The 24,000-nt window shown below is 34.0% G+C and carries 22 protein-coding genes; all 22 read right to left on the reverse strand.

What is annotated here, in order from left to right; all coding sequences use genetic code 11:
* Positions 1 to 36: 36 nt before the first annotated feature.
* The 22 genes from JK636_RS09120 to JK636_RS09225 all read right to left on the reverse strand — a co-directional run bounded on the left by JK636_RS09120 (position 37) and on the right by JK636_RS09225 (position 23,867).
* Complete coding sequence (locus JK636_RS09120) at positions 37 to 1,242, reverse strand: efflux RND transporter periplasmic adaptor subunit (RefSeq protein ID WP_202748511.1); 1,206 nt, start codon at positions 1,240 to 1,242, stop codon at positions 37 to 39.
* A 155-nt stretch (positions 1,243 to 1,397) separates the two neighbouring features.
* A complete protein-coding gene (locus tag JK636_RS09125; protein WP_420839265.1) occupies positions 1,398 to 2,825 on the reverse strand; it encodes a sensor histidine kinase in 1,428 nt (475 codons plus the stop codon).
* Positions 2,825 to 3,502 carry a response regulator transcription factor gene (locus JK636_RS09130; RefSeq protein ID WP_202748513.1) on the reverse strand — a complete coding sequence of 226 codons (678 nt, stop codon included), beginning with the start codon at positions 3,500 to 3,502 and terminating at the stop codon, positions 2,825 to 2,827. Before JK636_RS09130 ends, JK636_RS09125 begins: the two co-directional genes overlap by 1 nt.
* A 317-nt stretch (positions 3,503 to 3,819) precedes the next feature.
* Positions 3,820 to 4,236 carry an HD-GYP domain-containing protein gene (locus JK636_RS09135; RefSeq protein WP_243428143.1) on the reverse strand — a complete coding sequence of 139 codons (417 nt, stop codon included), beginning with the start codon at positions 4,234 to 4,236 and terminating at the stop codon, positions 3,820 to 3,822.
* A complete protein-coding gene (locus tag JK636_RS09140) occupies positions 4,233 to 4,622 on the reverse strand; it encodes a hypothetical protein (protein WP_202748514.1) in 390 nt (129 codons plus the stop codon). Before JK636_RS09140 ends, JK636_RS09135 begins: the two co-directional genes overlap by 4 nt.
* Before the next feature lie 178 nt (positions 4,623 to 4,800).
* Complete coding sequence (locus JK636_RS09145) at positions 4,801 to 5,721, reverse strand: hypothetical protein (protein ID WP_202748515.1); 921 nt, start codon at positions 5,719 to 5,721, stop codon at positions 4,801 to 4,803.
* A gap of 55 nt (positions 5,722 to 5,776) precedes the next feature.
* Positions 5,777 to 6,250 carry a GNAT family N-acetyltransferase gene (locus JK636_RS09150; RefSeq protein ID WP_202748516.1) on the reverse strand — a complete coding sequence of 158 codons (474 nt, stop codon included), beginning with the start codon at positions 6,248 to 6,250 and terminating at the stop codon, positions 5,777 to 5,779.
* Between the two features lie 72 nt (positions 6,251 to 6,322).
* A complete protein-coding gene (locus JK636_RS09155; RefSeq protein ID WP_202748517.1) occupies positions 6,323 to 6,874 on the reverse strand; it encodes a DEAD/DEAH box helicase family protein in 552 nt (183 codons plus the stop codon).
* An 83-nt stretch (positions 6,875 to 6,957) separates the two neighbouring features.
* Entirely contained in the window at positions 6,958 to 8,148 is a 1,191-nt protein-coding gene (locus JK636_RS09160; RefSeq protein ID WP_202748518.1) for an SDR family NAD(P)-dependent oxidoreductase, read from the reverse strand.
* Positions 8,149 to 8,372: 224 nt separating this feature from the next.
* A complete protein-coding gene (locus tag JK636_RS09165) occupies positions 8,373 to 9,203 on the reverse strand; it encodes a carbon-nitrogen hydrolase family protein (protein ID WP_202748519.1) in 831 nt (276 codons plus the stop codon).
* Between the two features lie 97 nt (positions 9,204 to 9,300).
* Positions 9,301 to 9,756 carry a hydrogenase maturation protease gene (locus JK636_RS09170; protein WP_202748520.1) on the reverse strand — a complete coding sequence of 152 codons (456 nt, stop codon included), beginning with the start codon at positions 9,754 to 9,756 and terminating at the stop codon, positions 9,301 to 9,303.
* Entirely contained in the window at positions 9,747 to 11,159 is a 1,413-nt protein-coding gene (locus tag JK636_RS09175; protein WP_202748521.1) for a nickel-dependent hydrogenase large subunit, read from the reverse strand. The genes JK636_RS09170 and JK636_RS09175 overlap by 10 nt, the downstream gene beginning before the upstream one ends.
* A gap of 27 nt (positions 11,160 to 11,186) precedes the next feature.
* Positions 11,187 to 12,005 (reverse strand): hydrogenase small subunit, encoded by an 819-nt coding sequence (locus tag JK636_RS09180; protein WP_202748802.1) that lies wholly within the window; start codon positions 12,003 to 12,005, stop codon positions 11,187 to 11,189.
* Between the two features lie 167 nt (positions 12,006 to 12,172).
* Positions 12,173 to 12,820, reverse strand: coding sequence for an adenylate kinase (locus tag JK636_RS09185; RefSeq protein ID WP_202748522.1), 648 nt, complete (start codon positions 12,818 to 12,820; stop codon positions 12,173 to 12,175).
* Positions 12,821 to 12,995: 175 nt separating this feature from the next.
* Positions 12,996 to 13,262, reverse strand: a complete 267-nt coding sequence (locus tag JK636_RS09190) for an HPr family phosphocarrier protein (protein ID WP_202748523.1) — start codon at positions 13,260 to 13,262, stop codon at positions 12,996 to 12,998.
* A 270-nt stretch (positions 13,263 to 13,532) separates the two neighbouring features.
* Positions 13,533 to 15,626 carry a glycosyltransferase family 39 protein gene (locus JK636_RS09195; protein ID WP_202748524.1) on the reverse strand — a complete coding sequence of 698 codons (2,094 nt, stop codon included), beginning with the start codon at positions 15,624 to 15,626 and terminating at the stop codon, positions 13,533 to 13,535.
* Positions 15,627 to 15,695: 69 nt separating this feature from the next.
* The gene (locus JK636_RS09200; protein WP_243428144.1) at positions 15,696 to 16,136 is read right to left on the reverse strand and encodes a GtrA family protein; all 441 of its coding nucleotides are present in this window, start codon (positions 16,134 to 16,136) and stop codon (positions 15,696 to 15,698) included.
* Entirely contained in the window at positions 16,102 to 17,085 is a 984-nt protein-coding gene (locus JK636_RS09205) for a glycosyltransferase family 2 protein (protein WP_202748526.1), read from the reverse strand. The genes JK636_RS09200 and JK636_RS09205 overlap by 35 nt, the downstream gene beginning before the upstream one ends.
* A 213-nt stretch (positions 17,086 to 17,298) precedes the next feature.
* Positions 17,299 to 18,675 (reverse strand): MATE family efflux transporter, encoded by a 1,377-nt coding sequence (locus tag JK636_RS09210; RefSeq protein WP_243428145.1) that lies wholly within the window; start codon positions 18,673 to 18,675, stop codon positions 17,299 to 17,301.
* A gap of 92 nt (positions 18,676 to 18,767) precedes the next feature.
* Positions 18,768 to 20,156 (reverse strand): dihydropyrimidinase, encoded by a 1,389-nt coding sequence (gene hydA / locus JK636_RS09215; RefSeq protein ID WP_202748528.1) that lies wholly within the window; start codon positions 20,154 to 20,156, stop codon positions 18,768 to 18,770.
* 183 nt (positions 20,157 to 20,339) lie between these two features.
* Positions 20,340 to 22,073, reverse strand: a complete 1,734-nt coding sequence (locus JK636_RS09220) for an ABC transporter ATP-binding protein (RefSeq protein WP_202748529.1) — start codon at positions 22,071 to 22,073, stop codon at positions 20,340 to 20,342.
* A 129-nt stretch (positions 22,074 to 22,202) separates the two neighbouring features.
* Positions 22,203 to 23,867 carry a ribonuclease J gene (locus JK636_RS09225; protein ID WP_202748530.1) on the reverse strand — a complete coding sequence of 555 codons (1,665 nt, stop codon included), beginning with the start codon at positions 23,865 to 23,867 and terminating at the stop codon, positions 22,203 to 22,205.
* Positions 23,868 to 24,000 lie beyond the last annotated feature (133 nt).

Genomic DNA, 24,000 nt, shown 5'->3' on the forward strand with positions numbered 1-24,000 from the left:
CTTTAACCTCCCAATAAAACAGAGCTTAGCAAATTATTATTTGCCGCCGCCTTGATTTCCTCCCTGTGATCCTCCTGAAGGTGCTCCCTGGGGTCCTCCTTCTGGTCTGCCGCCGCCCATCATATCAGCTCCGCCAAAGCCGCCCATATTATTTCTACTATTGTTTGAGCTACTGCTTGTGGAAGGTAATTTTACTACAAGCTTTTCACCCTCTGTAAGTCCTTCTGTTACTTCAATATAGTTATCTGTCTCAAGTCCTGTTTTAATTTCGACCTGCTTTCCGGCATTAGAACTGCTCTTCGTTGAGCTTGCTTGCTGATTATTACTATTTTGAGCTGAAGTAGTGCTGCTGTCTGCTACTCTAACATACTTTTTGCCATTACTCTCTGTTACAGACTCTACTGGTACTGCCAATGCATTTACCTTGCTGTCAATTGAAATAGTTACATTTGCATTCATACCAAGCTTTATTCCTGCCGGGTCTTTAACAGCTACTACTACATCATAAGTTGTTACATTATTTGAAGTAGTTCCTGTTTGTGCTATAGTTTCGACTGCTCCTTCGTATGTTTTACCTTTTATGGCATCAAACTTTATTTCGGATTTTTGACCTATTTTAACATTATTAATATTAAGTTCATCTACAGACACCTTTACTTTTATTGAAGTCATGTCTACTATGGTTAACACTGCCTTTGCTGATTGAGCACTGTCTCCGTTAGTGTTATTTACCGCAGTAATAACTCCGCCTATAGGTGCTGTAACTGTCATATTGCTGACTGCTTTATTAGCATCGCTTAATTGAGTTTTAGCATCACTTACAGATAACTTGTCCATAGCTATTTTATTATCATCTATTTTCTCTGCACTCTCATCACTTGCTAAAGTAAGACTTTGTTTAGTTACGTTATTCTTTGCAGTTGTTACTGCATTTTTCAGCTGATCACTGTCAGCAGTAAACAGTTTTTGTCCTGCAGTTACTGTGTCTCCAACCTTAACAGACAATCCTGATATTGTTCCATTATTATTTGGCATTACATCCTTTGTATTTGCTGCATAAGCAGACCCAGTTCCTTGAACTGTAACCTGAAGATTCATCTTTTTAGCTGTAACCTGTATATTCTGTACCGTTGCTGTTGCAGGTTTTGCAATAAAATAAGTCTTGTAGCCATAATAACCTCCAAAACCAACTGCAATAACAATCACTCCTGTAACAATAGCTTTAATCAATTTACTTTTCATTATTAACCCTCCTGTATTCCTTATAGGTCCATGACAATTATTAATTGTCATGCCTCCACTATCCTTCTCTCATCTATATAAGGATTATATCTACCAATTGTTGCATGAGTATCAAATAAATATGTGAACTTTGTGTGATAAAAAAATAACCAGCATTACTGCTGGCTATCTTCCTTTAAAACAGGATATTTAATTATAAAGCTTACTCCATTTTCTCTGTTGACAGCTTTTATCTCTCCACCGTAAAAATCTATGATTTTCTTTGTAATAGCAAGACCAAGACCGAAGTTGCCTGTTTTATCCTTATAAAGGTTGTCAAAAATATGATCTATATGCTTTGAGTCTATATTAGGGCCGTCATTGTATATTTCGAGCACTGCAAAGTTCTCCTGTCTGTCTAAACTTATTGATATTTCTTCTTTTGCATATCTAAGTCCATTTTCCAATATATTTTCAATAGCAACCTTGTCCTTATCTAAGTTTCCATTAACCATAATATCCTGTAAGTCTAGATTCCACTCTATTTTACTGTTTACAACCTCAAATCTGCTTGTTATGTGAAGAAGAAGCTCCTTAAAGTTAATTTCAGTATCCTCGCTGTTATTTTCAAGGACATAGTCAAGAGTATTCAAATATAGTATCTGCTTTATTTTTTTCTCAAGACCAATAGCTTCGTCTCTTATTATTTCAGCTGTGTTTTCAACAGAGTCGATATAAACCCCATCAATTATTGCATCTGCATGGCTCATTATAACCATAACCGGAGTTTTTAAATCGTGCGAAATACTTTGCAAAAATGTCTTTTCCTCTTCGTCTGCCTTTTTTAATTCTTTCTGCATTTTATTCATAGAGGCTGCAAGACTTCCTATTTCGTCTTCATTTCTTATAATTATAGGATCCTTCCAGTCCTTTCGTGCAATTTTCTCAGTGAATGCTTCAAGCTCTTTAAGCGGTTTTGCAATAAACTGAGCCACAATCTTTGATGCTACAAAGCCTATAGCGATAAAAACAACTCCCACTATTATAAACATATAAAGTAAATTGTTATCTTCTCTATTTGGCATATAGGTTATCAAATATGACTTTCCTGATTTACTGTTATTTACAGAGCTTATTATAAATAAAAATCTAACATTCTTATAAGTTTGATTAAATTCCTTTTCGTACATATTGCTATTTTGTACAAAACCTGCCATCCACATTTTAACTTCGTTATCATTAATAAAATCCTGTGGTCGGGGTCCCGTCATATCCTTACCCTGCGGCGGTACATGATCTCTCTTATTTAAATCTTCTATTTGTGTTTTACTATCATTTACATTTAATATAAAGTTATTACTTCCTTTAAGATTTTTAAACTCGTCAAACCTGTTGGCATCTGCAGCACTAAAGTTATTACCGTTTAGCAGAAAACCATGAACCCCCTTCAAATCTTGAATTCTAGCGCTTTCATTTATTTTTCTAAAGGCAAATAAGTATAATAGCGAAATACAAAAAATAATTATTAATATAATAACTGTAAAAGTGGTCCATATCCTCATGGTTAAAGACTTAAATTTAAGCTTATTCTTGAATTTTCTCATCATTTATTCACCAATTTATAACCATATCCATAAACAGTTTCTAAAGCCATTTTATCCATCTTTTTTCTAAGTCTTCTTATTGTATCGTCAACTACTCTATCTGAACCAAAGTAGTCATCTCCCCATACATTTACTAAAATCTGCTCTCTAGAAATAAGATTATTTTTATTTTCAACAAAATAGCTTAAAAGCTCAAATTCCTTATTGGTAAGTTGTATCTCATCATCGTTTAAGAAAACTGTTCTTTGATTTTTGCTTATTTTGTATCCAGATATATTTAACACTGAATCTGCCATTTCAGCCTGATTATCTCCATAAACTCTTTCCATAAGCTTATTAGTTCTTATAACAAGCTCTCTAGGTAGAAATGGTTTAGATAAATAATCGTCACTTCCAAGTTCTAGTCCGACTACCCTGTCCAATTCCTCATTTCTTGCAGACATAAATATAACAGGTGTATTTTTATTATTAGCTTTGACAGCTTTAATCAGCTCATAGCCATCAACTCCAGGAAGCATAATATCAAGTATCCAAAGGTCAGGCATATCCTTTACTTTTTCAAGTGCAGTTAAGCCATCTGAAAATGTAGTTACTTCATACCCTTCTCTTTGCAAATATTTTTCAAGCAATATATTAAGACTTTTTTCATCTTCAACTAGATAAATCTTTTTAGCCAATTTAATCACCTCAACTTTAGGATTTATTATATTGTAACACAAGATTTAGTGAGGATTTTAGATAAATTATGTGAAAAATATGTGTTTTATTAAAAAGCGAAAATCGGCATCAGTTAATTATCGAGTACCTTAACCATAACTATACAACCTTGATATTTATATCCTTATGCAATATATCTGCACTTCCATCTTTTAAATAATCAACAAACGCATTTACAATATGAGGATTAAATTGCGTACCTGAATTTCTCAAAAGCTCATTTATAGAGCAATTTATTTCGTAACCCTCCCGATAAATACGCCTGGAATTCATAGCGTCAAAGGCATCTGCAACTGATAATGGCTGCTGCTTCCGGAATCTCATTTCCTTTTAAACCGTAAGGGTAACCCTTGCCGTCATACCTTTCATGATGGAATAAGACCATCTCCAGTGTTTTGTTTTGCTCAAAGCTTTCTATAAGCTTTAACATATCATAACCTATAACAGGGTGCTGTTTTATGGATGTATACTCTTCTGCAGTAAGCCTTGCAGGTTTATTTAATATACTGTCTTTTATACCTATCTTACCTATATCATGAAGAAGGGCACCAATAAATATAGTATCACAATCTTTTTTTGAATAATGTAATCTCTCTGCAATTATCTTGGAGTATCTCACAACATTTAATGAATGTGATGCAGTATAGCTGTCTTTGGATTCAAGAGTCTTTGCTAGAGTCTTTACAAAATTCATAGTATTTTATGCTCGTTCATATGTATTTTAATAAGATATGATATAGTAACTCCTATTGCAAAATGGCTAAACCATATTGTTGCAAAATTTAAAATAAAGTGTGAGACTCCATGAAACATAAATTTTGATAGTCCAATTGGCGAAAGATAGATTATTGCCGATGATACAACAAAGCTTATGCCAGCCTGAGAAATCACATTAAAAAGCGACATACCGGAAATTATCATAACCAAACCAAATAATGCAGAAGGCCTTCCCTCGAAATTGATATATTTTTCTATGATGAAAGCAAATATAAATGCTAAAAGAGTAAGGCAGCGGAACATTACTAACTTCTCCTGAAACATGCTCCATTTTATCCTGTCTGGTATTTCTCTGATGTTCATTAAGAATACACCCCTTCACTACATCACTTAATTTTTACGATGATATTACGCAACTTTACTCACCTATTATTACTTTCTAATTATAGTTAGTGATTATAGGATAAATATCAAATGATTATGTGAAAGTTATGCTATTTGGATAAACATAGTTTCAATATCCGTATTCTTACACATAAAACTATCCACAGGTTGAGTAACAAATTTCATTTCCCTCTTCATCCAATATAACAGTAAAAATGTGTCCAAGATTTTGAACTTTGTTTGGATTTATGCCAATGTTGGCTGTTTCCCATGTAAATGTAAGAATAAAACAAGGTTTATCTCGATATACACCTGTATTTATTATTACTGGGTATTGCGTTTTAATATTGTTCTTGTATTGTTTTGCCTTTTTTAGCGCATTACTGAGTTTTTTCTCGTCCATTCCAAGTTCTACTGCTTTATCTATCAATTCCTGTTCATATTCAGCGGGCTTTTTATCTGAGCCCTTAAACTTCTCAAATACTGAGTCATTTCCATATGAAAATGCTTTACTTCTTTCAACCACTATCTTATTATTTCGTACTTGGCCTAAATAATTTATTTCCTGAGGCTCAGTACTTAGTTTTCTGGCTTTAAATTCTTGTATAATATCTTCAAAGCTACTACTAGTTTTTACAGTTGTTTTAAAAGGTTTATAAAAATTGATTCTTCCATCTTTATATTCACCTTCTAAGTAATTTCCATCCTTTTGTTTAATTCCTATAATCAATGGATTAGAACTTTCTTGCACTGCATCTGTGTTCTCAATTACTGTACCAGATAAGATTGAATTCTTTATTTTATCTGTCAATTCTCTATCCTTATTAGAAAATATAATCCTGTCTAAGTAAACTCCTTTTATATCACCTTCCTGTAACAAAGCTATATACTCAATATCTTTGATTATATCAAGCTTATTTGGCTTTATATTATTTTCATGTGATACTGCTGGCGTACTTGTAGGTTTCAATTTATTATTAAAATAATGCGCTGCACTCATAATAAGGACCAACACTATACTCACTACCAAACATACAAGTAAATTTCTTTTATAAAAAAGTTTTTCGTACTTTCCCATATTAATACCCCTTATAACTAAACTCACTATACGCTATACCCATAATCCTAGACTTTTATAATTTTGAATAAACGTAAACTTCTGACTGCCACTTTTCTATCCATCCATCATATACAAAACCTAATTTAAGCAGCAAATTTTTAGAAGCGGTATTTTCTTTTTCAGTCATTGCTACTATTTCGCAGCCATGATAGCATTCTTCAAGTTTCGGCAATAAAGCCTTCAAAACTTCGCTTATATAACCTTTACGAGCATAAATTGGATTGATAGAATATCCAATTGTAATAGTTTTATCTTTTTTTGCTACATATAAATCCCCTAAAAGCTCATCTGTAACTTTATTTGCAACAGCAACTTGCATTCCTCTTTCTATATCTAAAGGAACTAATAATGCTCTTCTATATTCATCTTTTGTTAAATTCTTAAAGCCTTGATACTTCATCCATTCCTCATTGTTTCTATAAGTCATGAAAGAGTCTAGATCCTTTTCTTCGAAACCTCTTAATACACTTCTGTCCGTTTTAAGCATTTTAACACCCCATTATAATTTTCTATACAAATAAGTTGCTAAATAATAGTGTAAAATTATATTTATAGTTCTTTATAAGCCAAACCTCTCCTTTATCATCTGTGCAACAGCTTCAGCAGAAAGATTGGAATTATCAATTTTTATATAATTTTCAAAAGGAATTTCACCCTCATTGCTTACACAACGATATTTATCATCATCATTCATAATTCTTTGATTTGATATTTCAATATCTCGCTTTGAAGCTTTATTTTTCAACCGATTTTCTGTAGCATTCCTTTGCAATCTTATTTCTTTAGATGCAACTAGCTCAACATAATATATATCTGCATTATGCTTTCTGAAAATATCACCTACATGTTCAACATAGTCCCAGTCTGACTGCTGATCAAAGGCCCACATATATGTAAAAATCAATCCATAATTATTAGATTCAGCGAATTCTTCAAAAATAATTTCTCTCATACGAGTTATTGCTTTTCCGTTAAAGTACCCAAATATATCTAATATTGGTTCAATAGTCATATGATTATGAAATAACCGTAAATCAGTAATTTTAGTAAGCTCCTGCCCTACAGTCATTTTACCAACAGCAGCATTTCCGATTATAAATACTAGTTTCAAGATAACACCCCTTTTACTTGATTACAGACTGGAAGCTGTTTTGTTTGCCTTAACATTCTGTTTATTATAATTAAAATACATACTTATAAATTATCACAAATAGTCTTTAAATCCTCAATATACTGTAAAAGTGCTGCAGAATATTCCTTGAGTTTTTGAGGATCTTTTTCATATCCCTGCAGCAAAACATACTGTCTCTTATAATATCCCATCAATTTTTGAAACTCCGGTGAATATATGCTTATTTCTTGAGTTTGCTTATTGATAACCATTTGCTCGATATTTTGCATAATTTCAAGAAACTGATCAGCAGAATGACCTGCTGTTTTCTTAAAATCACGCAATACCCACTGACGTTCGAAAATATTTCTTTTCATCCATCCATTATATTGTTCTTTATAAACTTTAACCACATTTAAAACAATTGAAATAATGTCTTCATAGTCATAACTCTTATCATTTCCTTTATTATCTGGTTTTGATAATAAGCCAAAATCAGATAAAACCTGTACAGAACCGATTTCCTGACCGTCGTATTTATCAGCCATTAAAATTGATAAAGCAAATCCAGTGCCCGCTTCTTCAACTCCAAGTATATGATGCTCATTCATTGTATAAAATTCTTCAGTTGTAATTCCCATATGAGCTGATACTGTCTCTATTCCCTTCATCGCCGTTTCTGTTTTAACAAGGCCTGGACCAATAGTGTATACTTTTATGTTTGTACTTTCCAATTCTCCACGTATTGTATTAGACAGTTCCACTTGAGCTGATTTAAATACTTCATAAGCTCCCATGAAAGGTGCTGCTCCAGATGATGAAACAAATACAATTGTTCCAGCATTTTTTTGTTTCATCAGAGGAAGAACCAATTGCGTTAATAGTAGCGGAGCTCTGAAATTAACTGCATAGCTCTTGTCCCATACATTAATAGGAACTTCTTCTACTGCTCCCATGGCAGTTATAGTGGCATTGTTAAATAAAATATTTATGCTTCCGTATTTATCTTTCACATAAGAAACAAACTCATATATTTGGTTCTCATCTGCTAAATCAATTTCATAAAATTCTATAGAGTTTTTACCAAACATACTATCAAGTGTACTTTGTGCACAAGATATTTTTCTTTTATCTATTTCAGCAGCAATAACCTTTGCCCCCATATAAACGAGCGCCTTCGCAGTTTCAAAACCAATCCCGCCACCTGCTCCGGTTAATAGAATAACTTTATCTTTCAATTTATTTTTTAAATTCACATTATTCTCTACAAACATATCCTCTCCACCCCACGGATAGAATTTCTAATATAATACAATTATGACTTATATTATAAGACTGCACAATATATTTTTTATTCAGGAAGATAAGAATATAACTTCTTAAGAATTTATATAACAAAAGAGTGTGGACAGATTTGATTTATTAAATCTGCCCACGCTCTTTAATAATATGTTCATTAATATTTTTTTAAAAATAAACCTTCAATCTAAATTCCATATTAATTATACCAATATTTATACAATTCTATATCATAATCGGGAATTTGATTAAATCTATTTCCATCATAAATAAGCCTTAAATTCTCATCTAATTCTATATCAGCTATAAACATATTTGGTTTAATTGATAACTTAGAATTACAGTAGTAATGAATGGGAATCTCATTTTCTGCATCTGGACCAACAACGCAGCTGCAGCCTAAAAATTTTTCATTACTTTGTATACCGCAAGCATTTGAACTTGCTAAATATATGCCATTGCTTTGTACATGATATTCTATTACTCTCTTTATATAATCTTTGGAGCTTTTTAGGTCTGATAAATAAATAGCTGAAAGATTAATATATAAATTTACACCCTTGTAAGCATAATATCTGATTAGCTCTGGGAAACTTATGGTATCATAGCAAATTCCAAAGCCTATTTTCCCGAATTCTGTTTCAAGAATCAGTGGCTTAGTACCTTTTGAAAATATCTTATGCTCGTCGCCGTATAAGTGAATCTTATTATATTTCTTAACTGTTTTATCAGGGCAAATTACTATAGCTGAATTAAATATTTTGTCTTCATTAAAAGAAGGAGCCCCAAAACAAATATAAATATTATTTTTATTTGAGAACTCTAAAAACAAACCAATAACATTATCTAATTTCTCTTTACTTAAAAGCGTTATATTATCCATATAATATTGATAACCTGTTAAACACAATTCAGGAAATATAATAAAATAAACTTTATTATTGATGGCATCATATATATATTTTTTCATTAAAATGATATTATCATCAATATTTTCCTTGGAATTAAAATTAACTACTGCAACTCTCATGTATTAAATACCCCCATAAAATAACATGATAAGATTATTTTAACATATTAAAATAAAAAATGCAGGATACATCACAGTACCCTGCTTCCATACCTATTTATATTCCTACCTTGCTGCATATTGTTTCATAAACTTTATTACATATATTATCAAAGGAAACTTCAATGTCATTGCTTAGAGAAAAAGAATAATCAAAGTTTTTACCCTCTATCCCTACTATTATGCCGTCAATAAATCTATAGGAGAATTCAAGAGCTTTTATAAGGCTATATCCATGTTGAGAAAATAGACTTTGATTAACATTCAATCTATAAACATCCTTTAAACTATTAACTGTTACTGTCCCCGGCCCAATGCCAAACCAGGTTGCATCAACAATGATTATATAATCTTTTTCTTCAATTATGCCAAGACAATATTCAAAGTCTGTCTCTCCGATGATTACCTTCATACAGTTTTTCTCAAATTTTTCACTTAGCTTTTCAAGGATTTGAATAGCCAATCCATCATCACCCATGAGTCTGTTTCCTATTGCAATTATTTTTACGGACATATTATCATTTCCACCGGTTTAAATCTATCACTGACAACATGTGTTGCGCAGGATATACATGGGTCGTAGGATCTTACAATTCTGCCTATTTCAACAGGTTGCTCAGGGTTTTGAAGCTCTGTGCCAATAAGTGCTTGTTCTATTACTCCTCTTACTCCTTTTGAATCCGTTGGCGAGCAGTTCCATGCACTAGGCGTTATTATGTTGTAATGATTTATTGCATTATTTTCAATAGACACCCAATGCCCTAAAGAGCCTCTTGTAGTATCTTTAAGTCCGCTGCCTCTTGAGCTGTCAGGTATGTCATACTGTCTTTGTCCTACTGGTTCAAAGCTGACTCTTTCAAGAAGGCCTTCAATTATTTCTATTACCTTTTTAGTTTCCAAAACCCTTGCAATAGTTCTGTCCATCATTGATATCTTATTTTCATAATTGCCGCTTAATATCATTCTGGCAAGAGGCCCTACTTCCATAGGATGACCTTGATAGCGAGGCGCTTTTACAAAGCTATACGCCTGAGCCTTATCCATATCATCTTCTGTAAAACCTCCAAACAGATTATCCTGAACTGTTTCACCTTTGTACCATGAGTTATATATATTTTCAGTCATTTTTATCTGCTCAAAGGGACCTAACTGCCCGTTTATCAAAACTGCGGGATTTACATAGCTTATTTCTTTTTCTTTATAGGTGTCGAATACTCCGTAGCTCATCAGATTTCCATAACCTATGCCCATCTTAAAATAGTCCTTATAGTAATCAGCTATGATATTCACATCTTCCAGCATCCTGTTATTGATAAAGGCCTTTGTTTCAGAAACTAAATACTTTAGATGAACAAGCTTGGAAGCATCCAAGCCTTCCGTTACTCCGCCTACAAAGACCCCATGATTGTGAGGTGCCTTTCCTCCAAGCACTGCCAGTCCTTGATGGGCAAGCCTGCTGAATTTTACAGCCTCCAGGTAATCCTCTGATATTTTCTTGTTCAAGGCTTCCGGGAGCCTTAAGTCATATAACCCTGCAGAAGATACAGGCTGAACCTCAGGAGTGAGTACAAAATCCGGCAACGTATACAGATAAAAGTGTCTTATATGATTTTGAATAAACTCCCATCCATGAATAATATCTCTCAGCATTTTGTCATTTTCATTAGGCTGCACTCCAATCGCATCTTCAAGTGCAAGAGTCGATACAACCGAATGTGCTGTGGAACAAATTCCGCATATTCTTTCAGTAAAATAAATTGCATCAAAGGGAGATCTGCCTAAAAGCATTTTCTCAAAGCCTCTAAATAACAGACCGCTGCTTTTAGCATCTATTACTTTGCTATTTTCGACCTTTACCTCTATCTCCATAAAGCCGCTTATACGTGTGATTGGATTTATTGTTATTGTTCTACTCATAAACTCACCTTTACTCTCTATTGCTCTTTAATATCTTACAAAGGGTTCCATGCCATCAGGAAATGCAAAATTAGCACATCCGATGCACGGCGTATTGTCTCCGATAGGCCAGTTAACCCTGCCATTCCACTTCCTCGTAGGGCAGTCGGTTCTGGTAATTGGTCCTCTGCAGCCTAGCTTAAACATGCAAGACTCATCTCCAAGCTTTTTTGCAAAAATTCCATTATCGAAGAAGGATCTTCTTTGGCAGCGATCGTGAATAGTTACTCCGTAGAATAGAAGAGGTCTGTTCATATTATCGACCTCAGGTTTTCCTTTTGTAATGATATGAGCAACAGTTCCCATAACCCAGGCTGGGTTACAAGGACATCCGGGAAGGTTAATTACATCCCTTTTTACTGCAGTTTTTAAACTCACACTTTCTGAGGGGTTAGGTCTTGCAGCTGAAATTCCGCCGCTGGAGGCGCAGGTTCCCACAGCCAAAACATACTTAGCCTTTTCTCCTGCCATTTTAACCGCCTCCAGAGCAGTTATTTCCTTTCCTCTGTATTTAGCAACAATATTGTAGTTCCCATTATTTTTTAATGCTACAGCTCCATCAACTAATAATATGAACTCTGTTTCCAGGGTTTTTATGAACTCCTCAAAGGCCATTTCTCCTTCTTTTGCCATTATGCTGTTGTTGTAGGTTAGATTCACCATTTCCCTGAGAAAAAATAATACATCAGGGTCCGTCGCATCCAGAAGAGAAATAATATTGCCTGAGCAGCCTGTGGCCTCAAGCCACATAGCATTTATCTTCTTGCGCTCTCCCTCTCTAATGCTTCTAACAGCTTCATGAACCATACTCCAGGCTGATGACTGCTTATCATCCCACAAAGGACATTTTGATAATTGGCTCAAATTTTGCTACCCCCAGCTTTATTAAATATCATATTATTTTATTAATGAATTCTTTATTCTATTACTCTTTTAAGTAATATTGCATCAGCTATAGAGCGGGATGAACTTATCTATACAGCCTTTAAGGAACTGCATATATCATAAAAAATATCGTTAGCATCAGCATTTCCCTCTATAGTCTCTAGAATCCCAAGCTCTTTATAATAATTCAATACCGGCTGTATAGATTTATTGTAAACCGTCAGCCTGTCTAAAACTATATGTTCCTCATCATCATTTCTATGAATTAAAGTTCCTCCACAAGCCTCACACTTATCCTTTAGTTTTGAAGGATTAAAGCTTACATGATAGCTGGCTCCGCAATTGCTGCAAAATCTTCTGCCTGCTATTCTTTCTAAAACGGTGTCTTTTGAAACATTGATTAAATAAGCCTTATCAAGGTATTGTTTATTCTCTGCTAATATTAATTGAAGCGTTTTTGCTTGATGCAAGTTTCTAGGAAACCCATCCAACAAAAATCCACCTTTATTTTCTTCTTTATTAAAACTTTCCTTAACTACTGAAATTGTGAGCTCATCCGGTACTAAATCACCTTTTTGAATATACTCGTTAGCTTTAATTCCTAAAGGAGTGTTATCTCTTATCTGCGCACGAAATAAATCACCAGTTGATATATGAGGAATTTTAAGATAATCACAAATCAATTTAGCTTGGGTGCCTTTTCCGGATCCCGGTGCACCTAGTAATACTATTCTCAAAGGCTTTACCTCCATTTTCTTCAGCTTGATATTTTTTATCAAGAAAAATAAAAAGTTGATAATTTTTACTATATACAATGCAAAAATTCTAATACATTGATGTTGTCCCATAAATCCTTGAAGAATGGATATTTTGTGACAATATCAATGTAAGAACTTTATTGCATTATATATACTATTCTTCTCCAAACTTTGACTCAACTAATTTTATAAGTGTATCTACAGCTGTTTCTTCATCTACACCCTCAGCAGAAATTGTTATGCTGCAGCCCTTTGTTAAGCCTAACGATAATATATTTATCATTGATTTTGCATTTCCTGTTCTTCCGTCCTTTGAAACTGTTATATTGGACTTAAAGCTTGCTGCTGTCTTTACAAACACTGCAGCTGGTCTTGCATGTATTCCTGTTTTATTTTCCACTATTATTTGTTTTGATATCATTGTGGTTACCCCCTACAAATTATAAATTTATTTTCATTTATATATAAAGCAATAAACATGCCAAATATATTGATATAGCAAAAAAAATTAAACCATGAGCTATATTTATCATCAAATGGCTTAAACCCTTACTTTTTTGCTGTCTTCTAATTCTTTTATAATTTGGATATCTTATAAATTGCAAAGATAAGTTGATAAATTTTATCAATTTACTATTTTTAATGATTATGTAACCTAAAATAAAAAAGCAGGATACATTAAGTATCCCGCTTAATTGTTAACACTACCCGCTAAATCATATAATTGTTCTGAGCTATTCTGGCTTGAGCTATCGGATGAATCATTACTATATGAAATCAGCTTTCCGTTTTGCTGAACCCAGGACATAATTTCACTGTTAGAATTTCCCCTGCCGTTATCACCTTCTAAAACATATCGTATTTCTCCGTTTTTTACAAGAGCTTTAAATTGATCCAGACTCATAACAGTTTCATTTCCCATAAATCCGCTCAGGGAAGCAACATATAAATCAGTATTAATTGTAAGGTTTTCTGCAGTATTTGATGAACTTACCACAATTTGAGCTTTTCCATTCACTTTGTGATTGTTTAAAAAATTAACTAAATCCTCAGTGTTTATATTATCAAAGCCAAACCCACGGTCGTTATTTCTCATCATATCTCCAGTTGAATCTTGGTTTGAGAATAGCTGTGACGACAGAAGCTCTATACCTGCTGAAGGGTTTGATGAATCTACGGGATAAAACATTGCAGCACCGGAGCCTGCTAAAGGTGATACAAGAATTCCTGCTACGCCTAAGGACACAAGCAGCTTATTTATTTTAGTTAAGTCTTTTTTCAACAGCTTAGCACCAATCATTATTAGTGCAGGTACAAAGCACAAGGCAATTAATAAAACTAACAATATCTTAACTATCTGTGAGGAGCTTACGAAATAAGAAAGCATTATCAGCTGTACTAAGCCATTAATAAGTAAAGCTGCTGGCAGGAACCAAGCTTTCCAGCCTCCCTCTTTGTACATTTCCCACATAGTCACAATTCCAATTCCTGATAAAGCTGCTGCTGGAGGAGCCATCATTGTTAAATAATGTGGATGGAATAATCCTGTATTAAAGCTGAAATATATAAATTCAGGGAACAGCCACATAAACCATAAAACCAGTGCCTGTTTTTTATCATTATCCAATTTGATTCTCAATTTTTCTTTTACAGCCGCTGCTATAAATCCAATAAAAGCCAGCGGTATAAACCAAACGATTTGATCTGAGAGTATATTTTTGGAGAATAAACGTGTAATACCTGCCTGAGTTTGATTTCCAAAGGTACCTGCTAGTCCGCTGCTGCTTCCCGGACCTCCACCCATGCCTGGCGCACCTTGACCTTTTCCTCCATCTTGCCCCCTGTCTCCGCGCACCTGTCCATCCTTATCAAAGCCTCCCGGTGCACCTTGACCTCCCTGTCCTGGATTTCCGGGACCTCCTTGTCCTGGACCTCCCTGACTAAAACCTCCAGGTCCTCCTTGCCCCTGCTGATTATTGCTGTTTCCAAATAAACTTCCAAGGCTAAGCCTTTCTGAGCCATTATGACCAATAATAAGACCCATTTCTGTATTATTACTGCTGCTTCCAACATAAGGACGACTGCTTGCAGGTATAGAATCCACAATAAGAGCCCAGGAAAAAGATACTGCAAGCAAAATTGCCGTACCTAAAGCTAAATGTGCAATTCTTTTTTTCACTGATATTGTGCCGGCAAGCAAGTACATAACATATACAGCAGGTAGAATCATATATGCCTGAAGCGCTTTTATATTAAAACCAATTCCTATAAGTATCATGCTTATCACAAGATATTTAAATTTACCTTTCCTCGCTGCAGTAGATAGTGCCCAGCAAGAAAGAAGTAAAACCAATACGAGCTGATTGTCAATAGTGTTATTTCTGCTTACTGCTACAAACACTGGTGTAATCGCAAGACATAAAGTTGAAATTAATCCAGCAGCACTGCCAAAGGATTTTTTTACTATTATATATATTACTACAGTAGAAAGAACTCCTGACAAAGCCTGTGGAAGCAGTATGCTCCACCAACTAAAACCAAATATTTTAGCAGATATGGCCTGCATCCAAAAACCAAAAGGTGGCTTATCGATAGTAACAAACCCCGCTGGATCCATAGATACAAAAAAGAAGTTCTTCAAGCTCATGGTCATGCTCTTTACACCTGCTGCGTAATATTGATTAGATGTTCCCTCTATTCCTAAATTTGCAAAATTAAATGCAGCAGACAATACTACGATGACTGCAAGATAAAGATATTCTTTTATTTCCCTGATTTTTTTCACTTTACTTACCTCCAGTATGATATTTACTTAAGTCTTTATCCATAATCTTTAACTAAATATTTTTATATACTAAATCTTCTTAGCAGCACTCGGACGCTTAATAAATCTTCCAAAAACCCAGAACCTGTATCCTAAAAAATTGACTATCTGTGCCAATGCCATTGATATGATTTTTGCCAATAATGCATTCATATAATGATTACTAAGCAATAGGCTTAAGCCTAATATACTCACACTTAGCGAGGCTAAATTAACAGTAATAAACTGAATAATTTCATTTAAAGTTTTTTTATTAGTTCTCGTATCTTTAAAGGTCCAGAACTTATTGCAGAAAAAACTATTTAGAGTGCCGCTTAAATACGATAAAATCTGGCTTACTACATAGTTAATTCCAAACACACCATTTAGAACTGAAAAGATTCCAAAATCAATCAAGGTGTTCATGCATCCCACAAAACCGAATTTGTTAATATGCCTAAAGGTTTGATTGTTTACCACTGCTAATTTCATATTCTTCATGAAGCTCCTTTTTACTGATTTTGCTGTCTATAATATAAAGTGGACGTGCCTTGCTTTCATCGAAGATTCTGGCAATGTATTGTCCCATGATACCAATACAGCAGAATATTAAGCCGAACATCATAAGGTTAATAGAAAGAATCAAACCTAAATCCAATACTTTTGAATTATTTATAAAGGACTTTAAGATGTCTGTTATAAGTAAAATCAGTCCTGCAGCAAAGCTAAGGCCCCCTAGGTAACTCCCAATTACCAAAGGTTTGTATGAAAAAGAGGTTATGCCGTCAAGGGCCAACTTTATCATTTTTTTCAAAGGGTATTTGGTTTCACCTGCAAATCTTTCCTGCCTTACAAATTCTACATAGGTCTGCTTATAACCAACCCAGCTGACAAGCCCTCGTACATATCTATTTTTCTCAGGAAGTGAAGTAAGAGCATCACAAACTTTTCTATCAATCAATCTAAAATCTCCAGTATCCACAGGAATTTCAATATTAGTCATGCTTCCTAAAATTCTATAGAAGGCTTTAGCCGTAAACTTCTTGAAAAAGGTTTCTCCCTCTCTCTTTGCTCTTTTTCCATAAACAACCTCATAACCATCCTTCCATTTTCTTATCATGTCTAAAATTACTTCAGGAGGGTCCTGTAAATCTGCATCAATAACAATAATAGCCTGTCCTAAAGATAATTCCATACCAGCTGTAATTGCCGCTTGATGTCCAAAATTACGTGAAAAGTTTATAAGTCTTATACACTCATCTTCTCCACATATGAACTCTAATTTTTCTCTTGTTTTATCCTTGCTTCCATCATTTACAAATATAATTTCATATTCTTCATCAGTCTGTTCCATAACTTGCTTTAATCTTTTATAGCTCTCAGAAATAACAAGCTCTTCATTATACACGGGCACTACTAAAGAATAAGTTTTTCCATACATAATTCTCTCACCCCAATTTTCAAATACAATTTCATTTATTGACTAAATTATATAATCAAATTGTTGCAGCATTATCAGATAATTATGTGAAATCTATGTGAAATTGTAAAATTCCTTATAAAAAAGAAATTTTTCTCTCAAAACAAAAAAACAGTTGTCTCTCCAACTGTTTTTCGTTTATCATTATTAACTTCAAATCTGATGATAATAATTCTACATCTTGGCTGCTTCAACCTCAAGTTCAGTGTTTTTTCTAATCTGATGTCTTGCATAAAAATAAATCCCTACCTGACCAAGCCCTGCCAGCGTCCAGGTTACTGGGTAGCAGGTAAAGAGGATAACCTCTGTAGGATACCATTTAAATATTGTAACCAGCCAAACAATTCTCATTAGGCAGGCACCAATAAGAGTTGAAAGCATAGGCATTATTGAATACCCCATTCCGCGGGTAAGACCTGGAAATACATTCATAATTCCACAGGTAAAGAATGCAACTATCATTATATTCATTCTCAGTATTCCAAGTTTTATTACTGCGGGGTCGGAAGTATAGATGCTTAGAAGAGGCCTTCCAAAGAGCAAAATTGCACCTCCTAAGAGTATCCAGGTAGCGAATACCAATATTGTACTCACCTTTGCAATAGTATCAATTCTGTCATACTTCTTTGCTCCCATGTTCTGTCCGGTAAAGGAAATAGCTGCATTATAATAGGCATTCATTGTAGTTCCTATATAGTTTTCCACATTTCCTGCAGCCGCACTTGCTGCAACCATAGTAGAGCCAAAAGAATTAACCGCTGACTGAACAAGTACATTAGAAATAGAGAATAAAAGTCCCTGCATGCCTGCAGGCAGACCGATTCTTACAATGATCTTCAGCTTTTCCATATCAATGCGCATTTTTTTAGGTATAAAACGTAGTCCTCCGTCACATCTCATTAGGCACATTATAATAAGCACCACGGAAAGATACTCCGAAATAACCGTTGCTGTTGCCACTCCTGCTACACTCATGTGCAGTACAATTACAAAGAATAGGTTTAATATTACATGCAGGGTTCCTGTAATGACTAGATAATACATTGGACGTCTGCTGTCACCCGCAGCGCGCAGAATAGCAGCTGCAAAATTGTATACCATTGTTGCAGGAGTACTTATGAAATAAATTTTCATATACAACGTGGAAAGCCCTATAATATCCTCTGGTGTGCCCATCATGTTAAGCAAAGGCTTGGAAAGAAGTATTCCGGCCAACATAACAATAAGGCCTCCTATTATGCTGATAGCGATTGAAGTGTGAACTGACTTGCTAACATCCTCTTTTTTACCGGCTCCGGAGTCTTGAGCCACGATGACGGTTGTACCTACTGACAATCCCATAAATAGGGTAATAATAAGATTAATAAGAGAACCTGTAGAACCTACTGCTGCGAGTGCCTTGCTGCCGGAAAACCGCCCTACCACTACCATGTCAGCTGTATTAAACATCAGCTGCAGAATATACATTGCCATAATTGGCAAGGCAAAGATTAAGATTTTTTTAAACAGAGGACCTCTTGTCATATCAATGTTTCGGTTTCGAGTAATCATAATGCCCTTCGCTTCCTTTACTGTCATTTTTCTTGAACTTAAATCCGTTTTCTTCTATTTATTATAAATGAAGCAAAGGTATAATCCAATACTTAAAGAGGACATTTATCGATACATCGCTTTATAAATTTTCCATATCCTATTTCACCAACAAACTTATTATCTTTAGCAGCTACTTTACCTCTAACCAAAGTCATTACTGGGTATCCTTTTAACTTCATACCTTCGTATGGAGTATAATCCACATTCTCATGAAGAATATTTTTTGACAATATCACCTCTTTATCCGGATCTATTATAACTAAGTCTGCATCGGCTCCAACTGCTATAGTACCTTTTCTTGGATATAAGCCAAATATCTTTGCCGGATTTGTAGATATAACTTCAACAAATTTGTTAATGCTTATTCTTCCTTTGGAAACACCTTCTGAAAATAGAAGAGGTACTCTTGTCTCTATTCCAGGGGCTCCGTTTGGACACTTAGTGAAATCATCCTTACCAAGCTGCTTATCCCCATTAAAGTCAAAAGGACAGTGGTCAGTTGCAACTACTTGTATGAAACCATCCCTGATTCCTTTCCATAGCTTTTCCTGATCCTGTTTTTTTCTAAGCGGCGGGCTCATTATGTATTTTAGCCCCTCATTATTCGACTCATTATATCTTTCATCATCCAATAATAAATATTGAGGACAAGTTTCTGCATATACCTTTTGTCCCCTTTCCGAGGCCATTTTTATATAATCAAGCCCAAGTTCACAGGAAAGATGCACTATATATAATGGTGCATTTCCTGCTATTGCAGCAAGATTAATCATCTTATTTATTGCTTCTGCCTCACACTCTGCCGGTCTGCTTAAAGCATGATAGATTGGTGTCAGCATTCCATTTTTAGAATAGTAGCTTCTAAGATAATTTACTGCAGCATCATTTTCTGGATGTACAGTTGTCAAACCTCCTAATTCCTTAAGCCTTATCAGAACATTTAGAACCTCCATATCTGACAGCTTATAGTCATAGGTTAGATATGCTTTAAAGCTTGGAATTCCTTCGTTATTTATTATCTCTTCCATTTCATTAAGAATTTCTTCATTTACATGCTGCAAAACACCATGAAAACTGTAATCTATAACTGCCTTCCCATCAGCATATCCATGATATACTGCTGTCTGATGCTTTAAATTACAACCTTTTGGTCCAAATCCCATGTGATCTACAATAGTCGTTGTCCCGCCACATGCAGCTGCAACTGTACCGGTATAAAAGTTATCCTTTGCAACTGCAATTCCAACGTCTAGGTTTAAGTGTGTATGAGCATCTATTCCTCCAGGAACTACATACTTTCCCATTGCATCAATAACCTCATGATTATTTAGAGGAAGGTCTATTCCAATTTCTTTTATAACACCCTCATCAATAATAATATCTGCATTGTATATATCACTAGCAGTAACAATTTTACCGTTTTTTATTATTTTAGACATTTTTATCCCCCAATCTGATTGGCCTATCAATTAGATAAACAAGTATTGAACAAATTTTTATCTGCCACTTAATTATATTGCTCATCCTCTTACTTATATTACTTATTATCAATTAAATAAATTAAAACAAAAATAGCATTGATGTCCGAAACATCAATGCTATTTATTAATTGTTTTTTCCTATTATGCAATATCAAACTGCATATTATAGAGTCCAGCGTATATCCCATTTTTATCTAGAAGCTCTTCATGAGTTCCGCTTTCCTGTATTCCTTCTTCTGTTAGAACAAGAATATTATCGGCATTTCTTATTGTGCTCAGTCTATGAGCAATTACTATTGTTGTTCTATTCTTTGCCAGCTCCTCCAAGGACTGCTGAATGTATTTTTCGCTTTCATTGTCTAGTGCGGAGGTAGCTTCATCAAGTATTAATATAGGAGGGTTCTTAAGGAATACTCTCGCAATAGATATTCTTTGCTTTTGTCCTCCTGAAAGCTTAACCCCTCTTTCTCCTACATAAGTATCATATCCATTTTCAAGTCCCATAATAAATTCGTGTGCATTTGCTCTTTGCGCTGCTTCAATTATTTCTTTATCAGTAGCTCCTGGTTTTCCATAGGCAATATTTTCTTTTATTGTTCCAGCGAACATATAAACATCCTGCTGAACAATACCTATATTATTTCTTAGAGATTTTAGCTTTATATCTCTAATATCAATTCCGTCTATCTTAACTGAACCCTTATCGACCTCATAAAACCTTGGCACTATACTGCAGAAGGTAGTCTTACCCCCTCCTGAAGGTCCAACAATAGCAAAAGTTTTTCCTGCTTCAATATCTACATTTATATTATTGAGTACCGTATTTCTATTATCATAGCTGAAGGATACATTTTGAAAAGTAATCTGCCCTTTTGGTTTATTTAACTCAACCGCATCTTTATTATCTACTATATCAGGATGAGTATTAATAACCTCCAAGAATCTTTCAAAACCTGTAATTCCTCTTTGATATTGCTCTGTAAAGTTAACAAGTTTGTCTATAGGATTGAGGAATATATTTATATAAAGTATATAAACTACTAAATCAGAAGTTGATATTTTTCCCATGCTTATGAATAAGCCGCCAAACAGTACTACTGATAAATATAAAATCCCCTGGAAGAATCCATTCATGCTGAAGAACCTTCCCATTAAATTATAGTTATCTTCTTTAGTTCTTAAAAAATCATTATTACCCTTTTGAAACTTTTTATTTTCTATGTGTTCATTAGAAAAAGATTTCACGACTCTTATCCCAGATAAGCTATCCTGAACCTGTGCATTAACTACAGCAATTTTCTCTCTATTTTCCTTAAAAGTAGCCTTCATTTTTTTATTATAATTAACAGAGAAATAAAGCATGAATAAAGTAATAAAGATTAAGATAAGCGTTATATTGATATTTATACTCAAAAGTATTAGGAAAGAACCGGCTATTTTTAGAATAGATATAAATACATCTTCAGGACCGTGATGAGCAAGCTCTGATATATCAAACAAGTCTGTAACTATTCTTGACATTAGCTTACCTGTGTTAGTGTTATCATAGTAAGAAAATGATAATCTCTGAAGATGACTGAATATATCATTTCTCATATCCGCTTCCATTCTTGCTCCCATTATATGCCCATAGGAAGTTATATAAAACTGACAAAAATACTTAACTACATACATAAGTAAAAGTGCCACGCCGATTAAAGCCACATATTTTATTATTGTTGACTTATCCTTTAAATAAACATCATTCAAAAGATATCTAACAATTATAGGAAAAACCAAATCTATGGCTGAAAGAGTTAAAGCACAAAACATGTCCATAAAAAACATGCCTTTATATGGCTTGTAGTAACTAATAAATTTTTTAATTGTATTCAAAAAATCCCCCCCTTTTATTTATATAGATTTCAAAGTAAATCTATATAACACAACTTATATTCTAACATAAATTTAAAAAACGGTTAACAGTTTTAGATTATATTCCAAAATTGTTAACCGTCTTTTATTTTATATTTCCATTATAATTGGCAGAATGATTGGTCTTCTTTTTGTTTTTTCATACAAGTATTTACTAACTGCATTTTTTATATTTGATTTTATAACAACCCATTCTGTTATCCTATTATCCAAACATTTATCTAATTCCTGTCTAACTATTTCTCTTGCTTCGTTAATTAAGTTTTCTGATTCCTTTACATAGACAAAACCCCTTGTAATAATATCTGGTCCCGCTATAACGCTGAAGGATTCTTTTTCTATAGTAACTACAACAGTTAAGATGCCATCTTCTGCTAAATGTTTTCTATCTCTTAAAACAATATGTCCAACGTCTCCTACTCCAAGTCCGTCGACCATAACACCGCCGGAATGAACTTTTCCATTAATTCTTATACTATCCTTAGACAATTCTACAATCTGTCCTGTTTCTGCAACAGCAATATCAGATTCTTCTCTTCCAAGCTTTTGAGCTAATTTTGAATGATGTCTTAAATGTCTATATTCACCATGAACGGGCATAAAAAACTTTGCCTTGACCAAAGTATGAATTAATTTTAATTCTTCTTGTCTTGCGTGGCCAGAAACGTGAACTTCCTCAAAAGCTTCATAAACTACATCTGCACCCTTTTTAAACAATTCATTAATAACTCTGGATATGAACTTTTCGTTGCCTGGTATTGGAGAAGCTGAAATAATAACTAAATCCCCATGCTCAACTCTAAGAGTTTTATGAGTACCCATTGACATTCTTGCTAAGGCAGACATAGGCTCTCCCTGGCTTCCAGTTGTTATAACAGTAATATTTTCATTAGGATATTTATTCATTTCATCCATACTTATACTATATCCCTCTGGAATATTCAAGTAGCCGAGTTCCATAGCAACCTGAGAAACCTTTTCCATACTTCGTCCGCTAAAAGCTATTTTTCTTCCATATTGAAGAGAAGCATCTATTATTTGCTGCATTCTGTGAATATTTGAAGCAAAGGTTGCTACAATTATTCTGCCTTCTGCTCTTGCAAATACTCTGTCAAAGGTTTTTCCAATTACTCTCTCTGAAACAGTGTAGCCCGGTCTTTCTACATTGGTGCTGTCAGCCATAAGAAGAAGTACTCCTTCTTTTCCAAGTGTTGAAAGTCTTTCAAAGTCCATCATTTTCCCATCTATTGGAGTATAATCAATTTTAAAGTCTCCAGTGTGTATAATTACTCCTATTGGTGTATGCAGTGCTAAGGAACAGGAGCCTGCTATACTGTGACTGTTTCTTATAAACTCTACATTTATGTATTTATTTTCTATTATATCCCCTGGTTCTACAACATTAAGCTCACAATCATTTAAAATATCATGCTCCTTCAGTTTAAGCTCTACTAATCCTAATGTTAATCTAGTACCATAAATCGGTACATTAAGTTGTTTTAAAACGTATGGAAGAGCACCTATATGATCCTCGTGTCCATGAGTTAAGAAAAATCCTTTTACCTTTCTCTTGTTATTTAAAAGATATGTAACATCCGGTATAACTAAGTCTACACCATACATCTCCTCATCTGGAAAAGCCACACCGCAGTCTATAACTATTATTTCATCCTCATATTCTATAGCTGTAATGTTCTTTCCAATTTCCCCTAATCCTCCTAAGGGAATAATTTTTACAATTTTCTTGTCTTCCAAAAAAATCTCCTCCTCTTTTTGTTCATCTATATACTATTTTTTTATAAATAAACTTTCATAATTTATTTTATTCATAAGTCAATTCTAATTCATTTATGATAATTAAACTGTTAATTATTTATAAACAAAAAAA

Origin of the sequence: Clostridium rhizosphaerae (assembly GCF_016765585.1) — a bacterium.
GTDB classification, from domain to species: Bacteria; Bacillota; Clostridia; order Clostridiales; family Clostridiaceae; genus Clostridium_AT; species Clostridium_AT rhizosphaerae.

Coding starts and splice junctions, on each gene's coding strand:
- JK636_RS09120 (WP_202748511.1), bottom strand. CDS start 1,242: ATGAAAAGTAAATTGATTAAAGCTATTGTTACAGGAGTGATTGTTATT.
- JK636_RS09125 (WP_420839265.1), bottom strand. CDS start 2,825: ATGAGAAAATTCAAGAATAAGCTTAAATTTAAGTCTTTAACCATGAGG.
- JK636_RS09135 (WP_243428143.1), bottom strand. CDS start 4,236: ATGAATTTTGTAAAGACTCTAGCAAAGACTCTTGAATCCAAAGACAGC.
- JK636_RS09140 (WP_202748514.1), bottom strand. CDS start 4,622: ATGAACATCAGAGAAATACCAGACAGGATAAAATGGAGCATGTTTCAG.
- JK636_RS09145 (WP_202748515.1), bottom strand. CDS start 5,721: ATGGGAAAGTACGAAAAACTTTTTTATAAAAGAAATTTACTTGTATGT.
- JK636_RS09150 (WP_202748516.1), bottom strand. CDS start 6,250: ATGCTTAAAACGGACAGAAGTGTATTAAGAGGTTTCGAAGAAAAGGAT.
- JK636_RS09160 (WP_202748518.1), bottom strand. CDS start 8,148: ATGTTTGTAGAGAATAATGTGAATTTAAAAAATAAATTGAAAGATAAA.
- JK636_RS09165 (WP_202748519.1), bottom strand. CDS start 9,203: ATGAGAGTTGCAGTAGTTAATTTTAATTCCAAGGAAAATATTGATGAT.
- JK636_RS09170 (WP_202748520.1), bottom strand. CDS start 9,756: ATGTCCGTAAAAATAATTGCAATAGGAAACAGACTCATGGGTGATGAT.
- JK636_RS09175 (WP_202748521.1), bottom strand. CDS start 11,159: ATGAGTAGAACAATAACAATAAATCCAATCACACGTATAAGCGGCTTT.
- JK636_RS09180 (WP_202748802.1), bottom strand. CDS start 12,005: ATGGTTCATGAAGCTGTTAGAAGCATTAGAGAGGGAGAGCGCAAGAAG.
- JK636_RS09190 (WP_202748523.1), bottom strand. CDS start 13,262: ATGATATCAAAACAAATAATAGTGGAAAATAAAACAGGAATACATGCA.
- JK636_RS09200 (WP_243428144.1), bottom strand. CDS start 16,136: ATGAAATTAGCAGTGGTAAACAATCAAACCTTTAGGCATATTAACAAA.
- JK636_RS09205 (WP_202748526.1), bottom strand. CDS start 17,085: ATGTATGGAAAAACTTATTCTTTAGTAGTGCCCGTGTATAATGAAGAG.
- JK636_RS09210 (WP_243428145.1), bottom strand. CDS start 18,675: ATGATTACTCGAAACCGAAACATTGATATGACAAGAGGTCCTCTGTTT.
- hydA (WP_202748528.1), bottom strand. CDS start 20,156: ATGTCTAAAATAATAAAAAACGGTAAAATTGTTACTGCTAGTGATATA.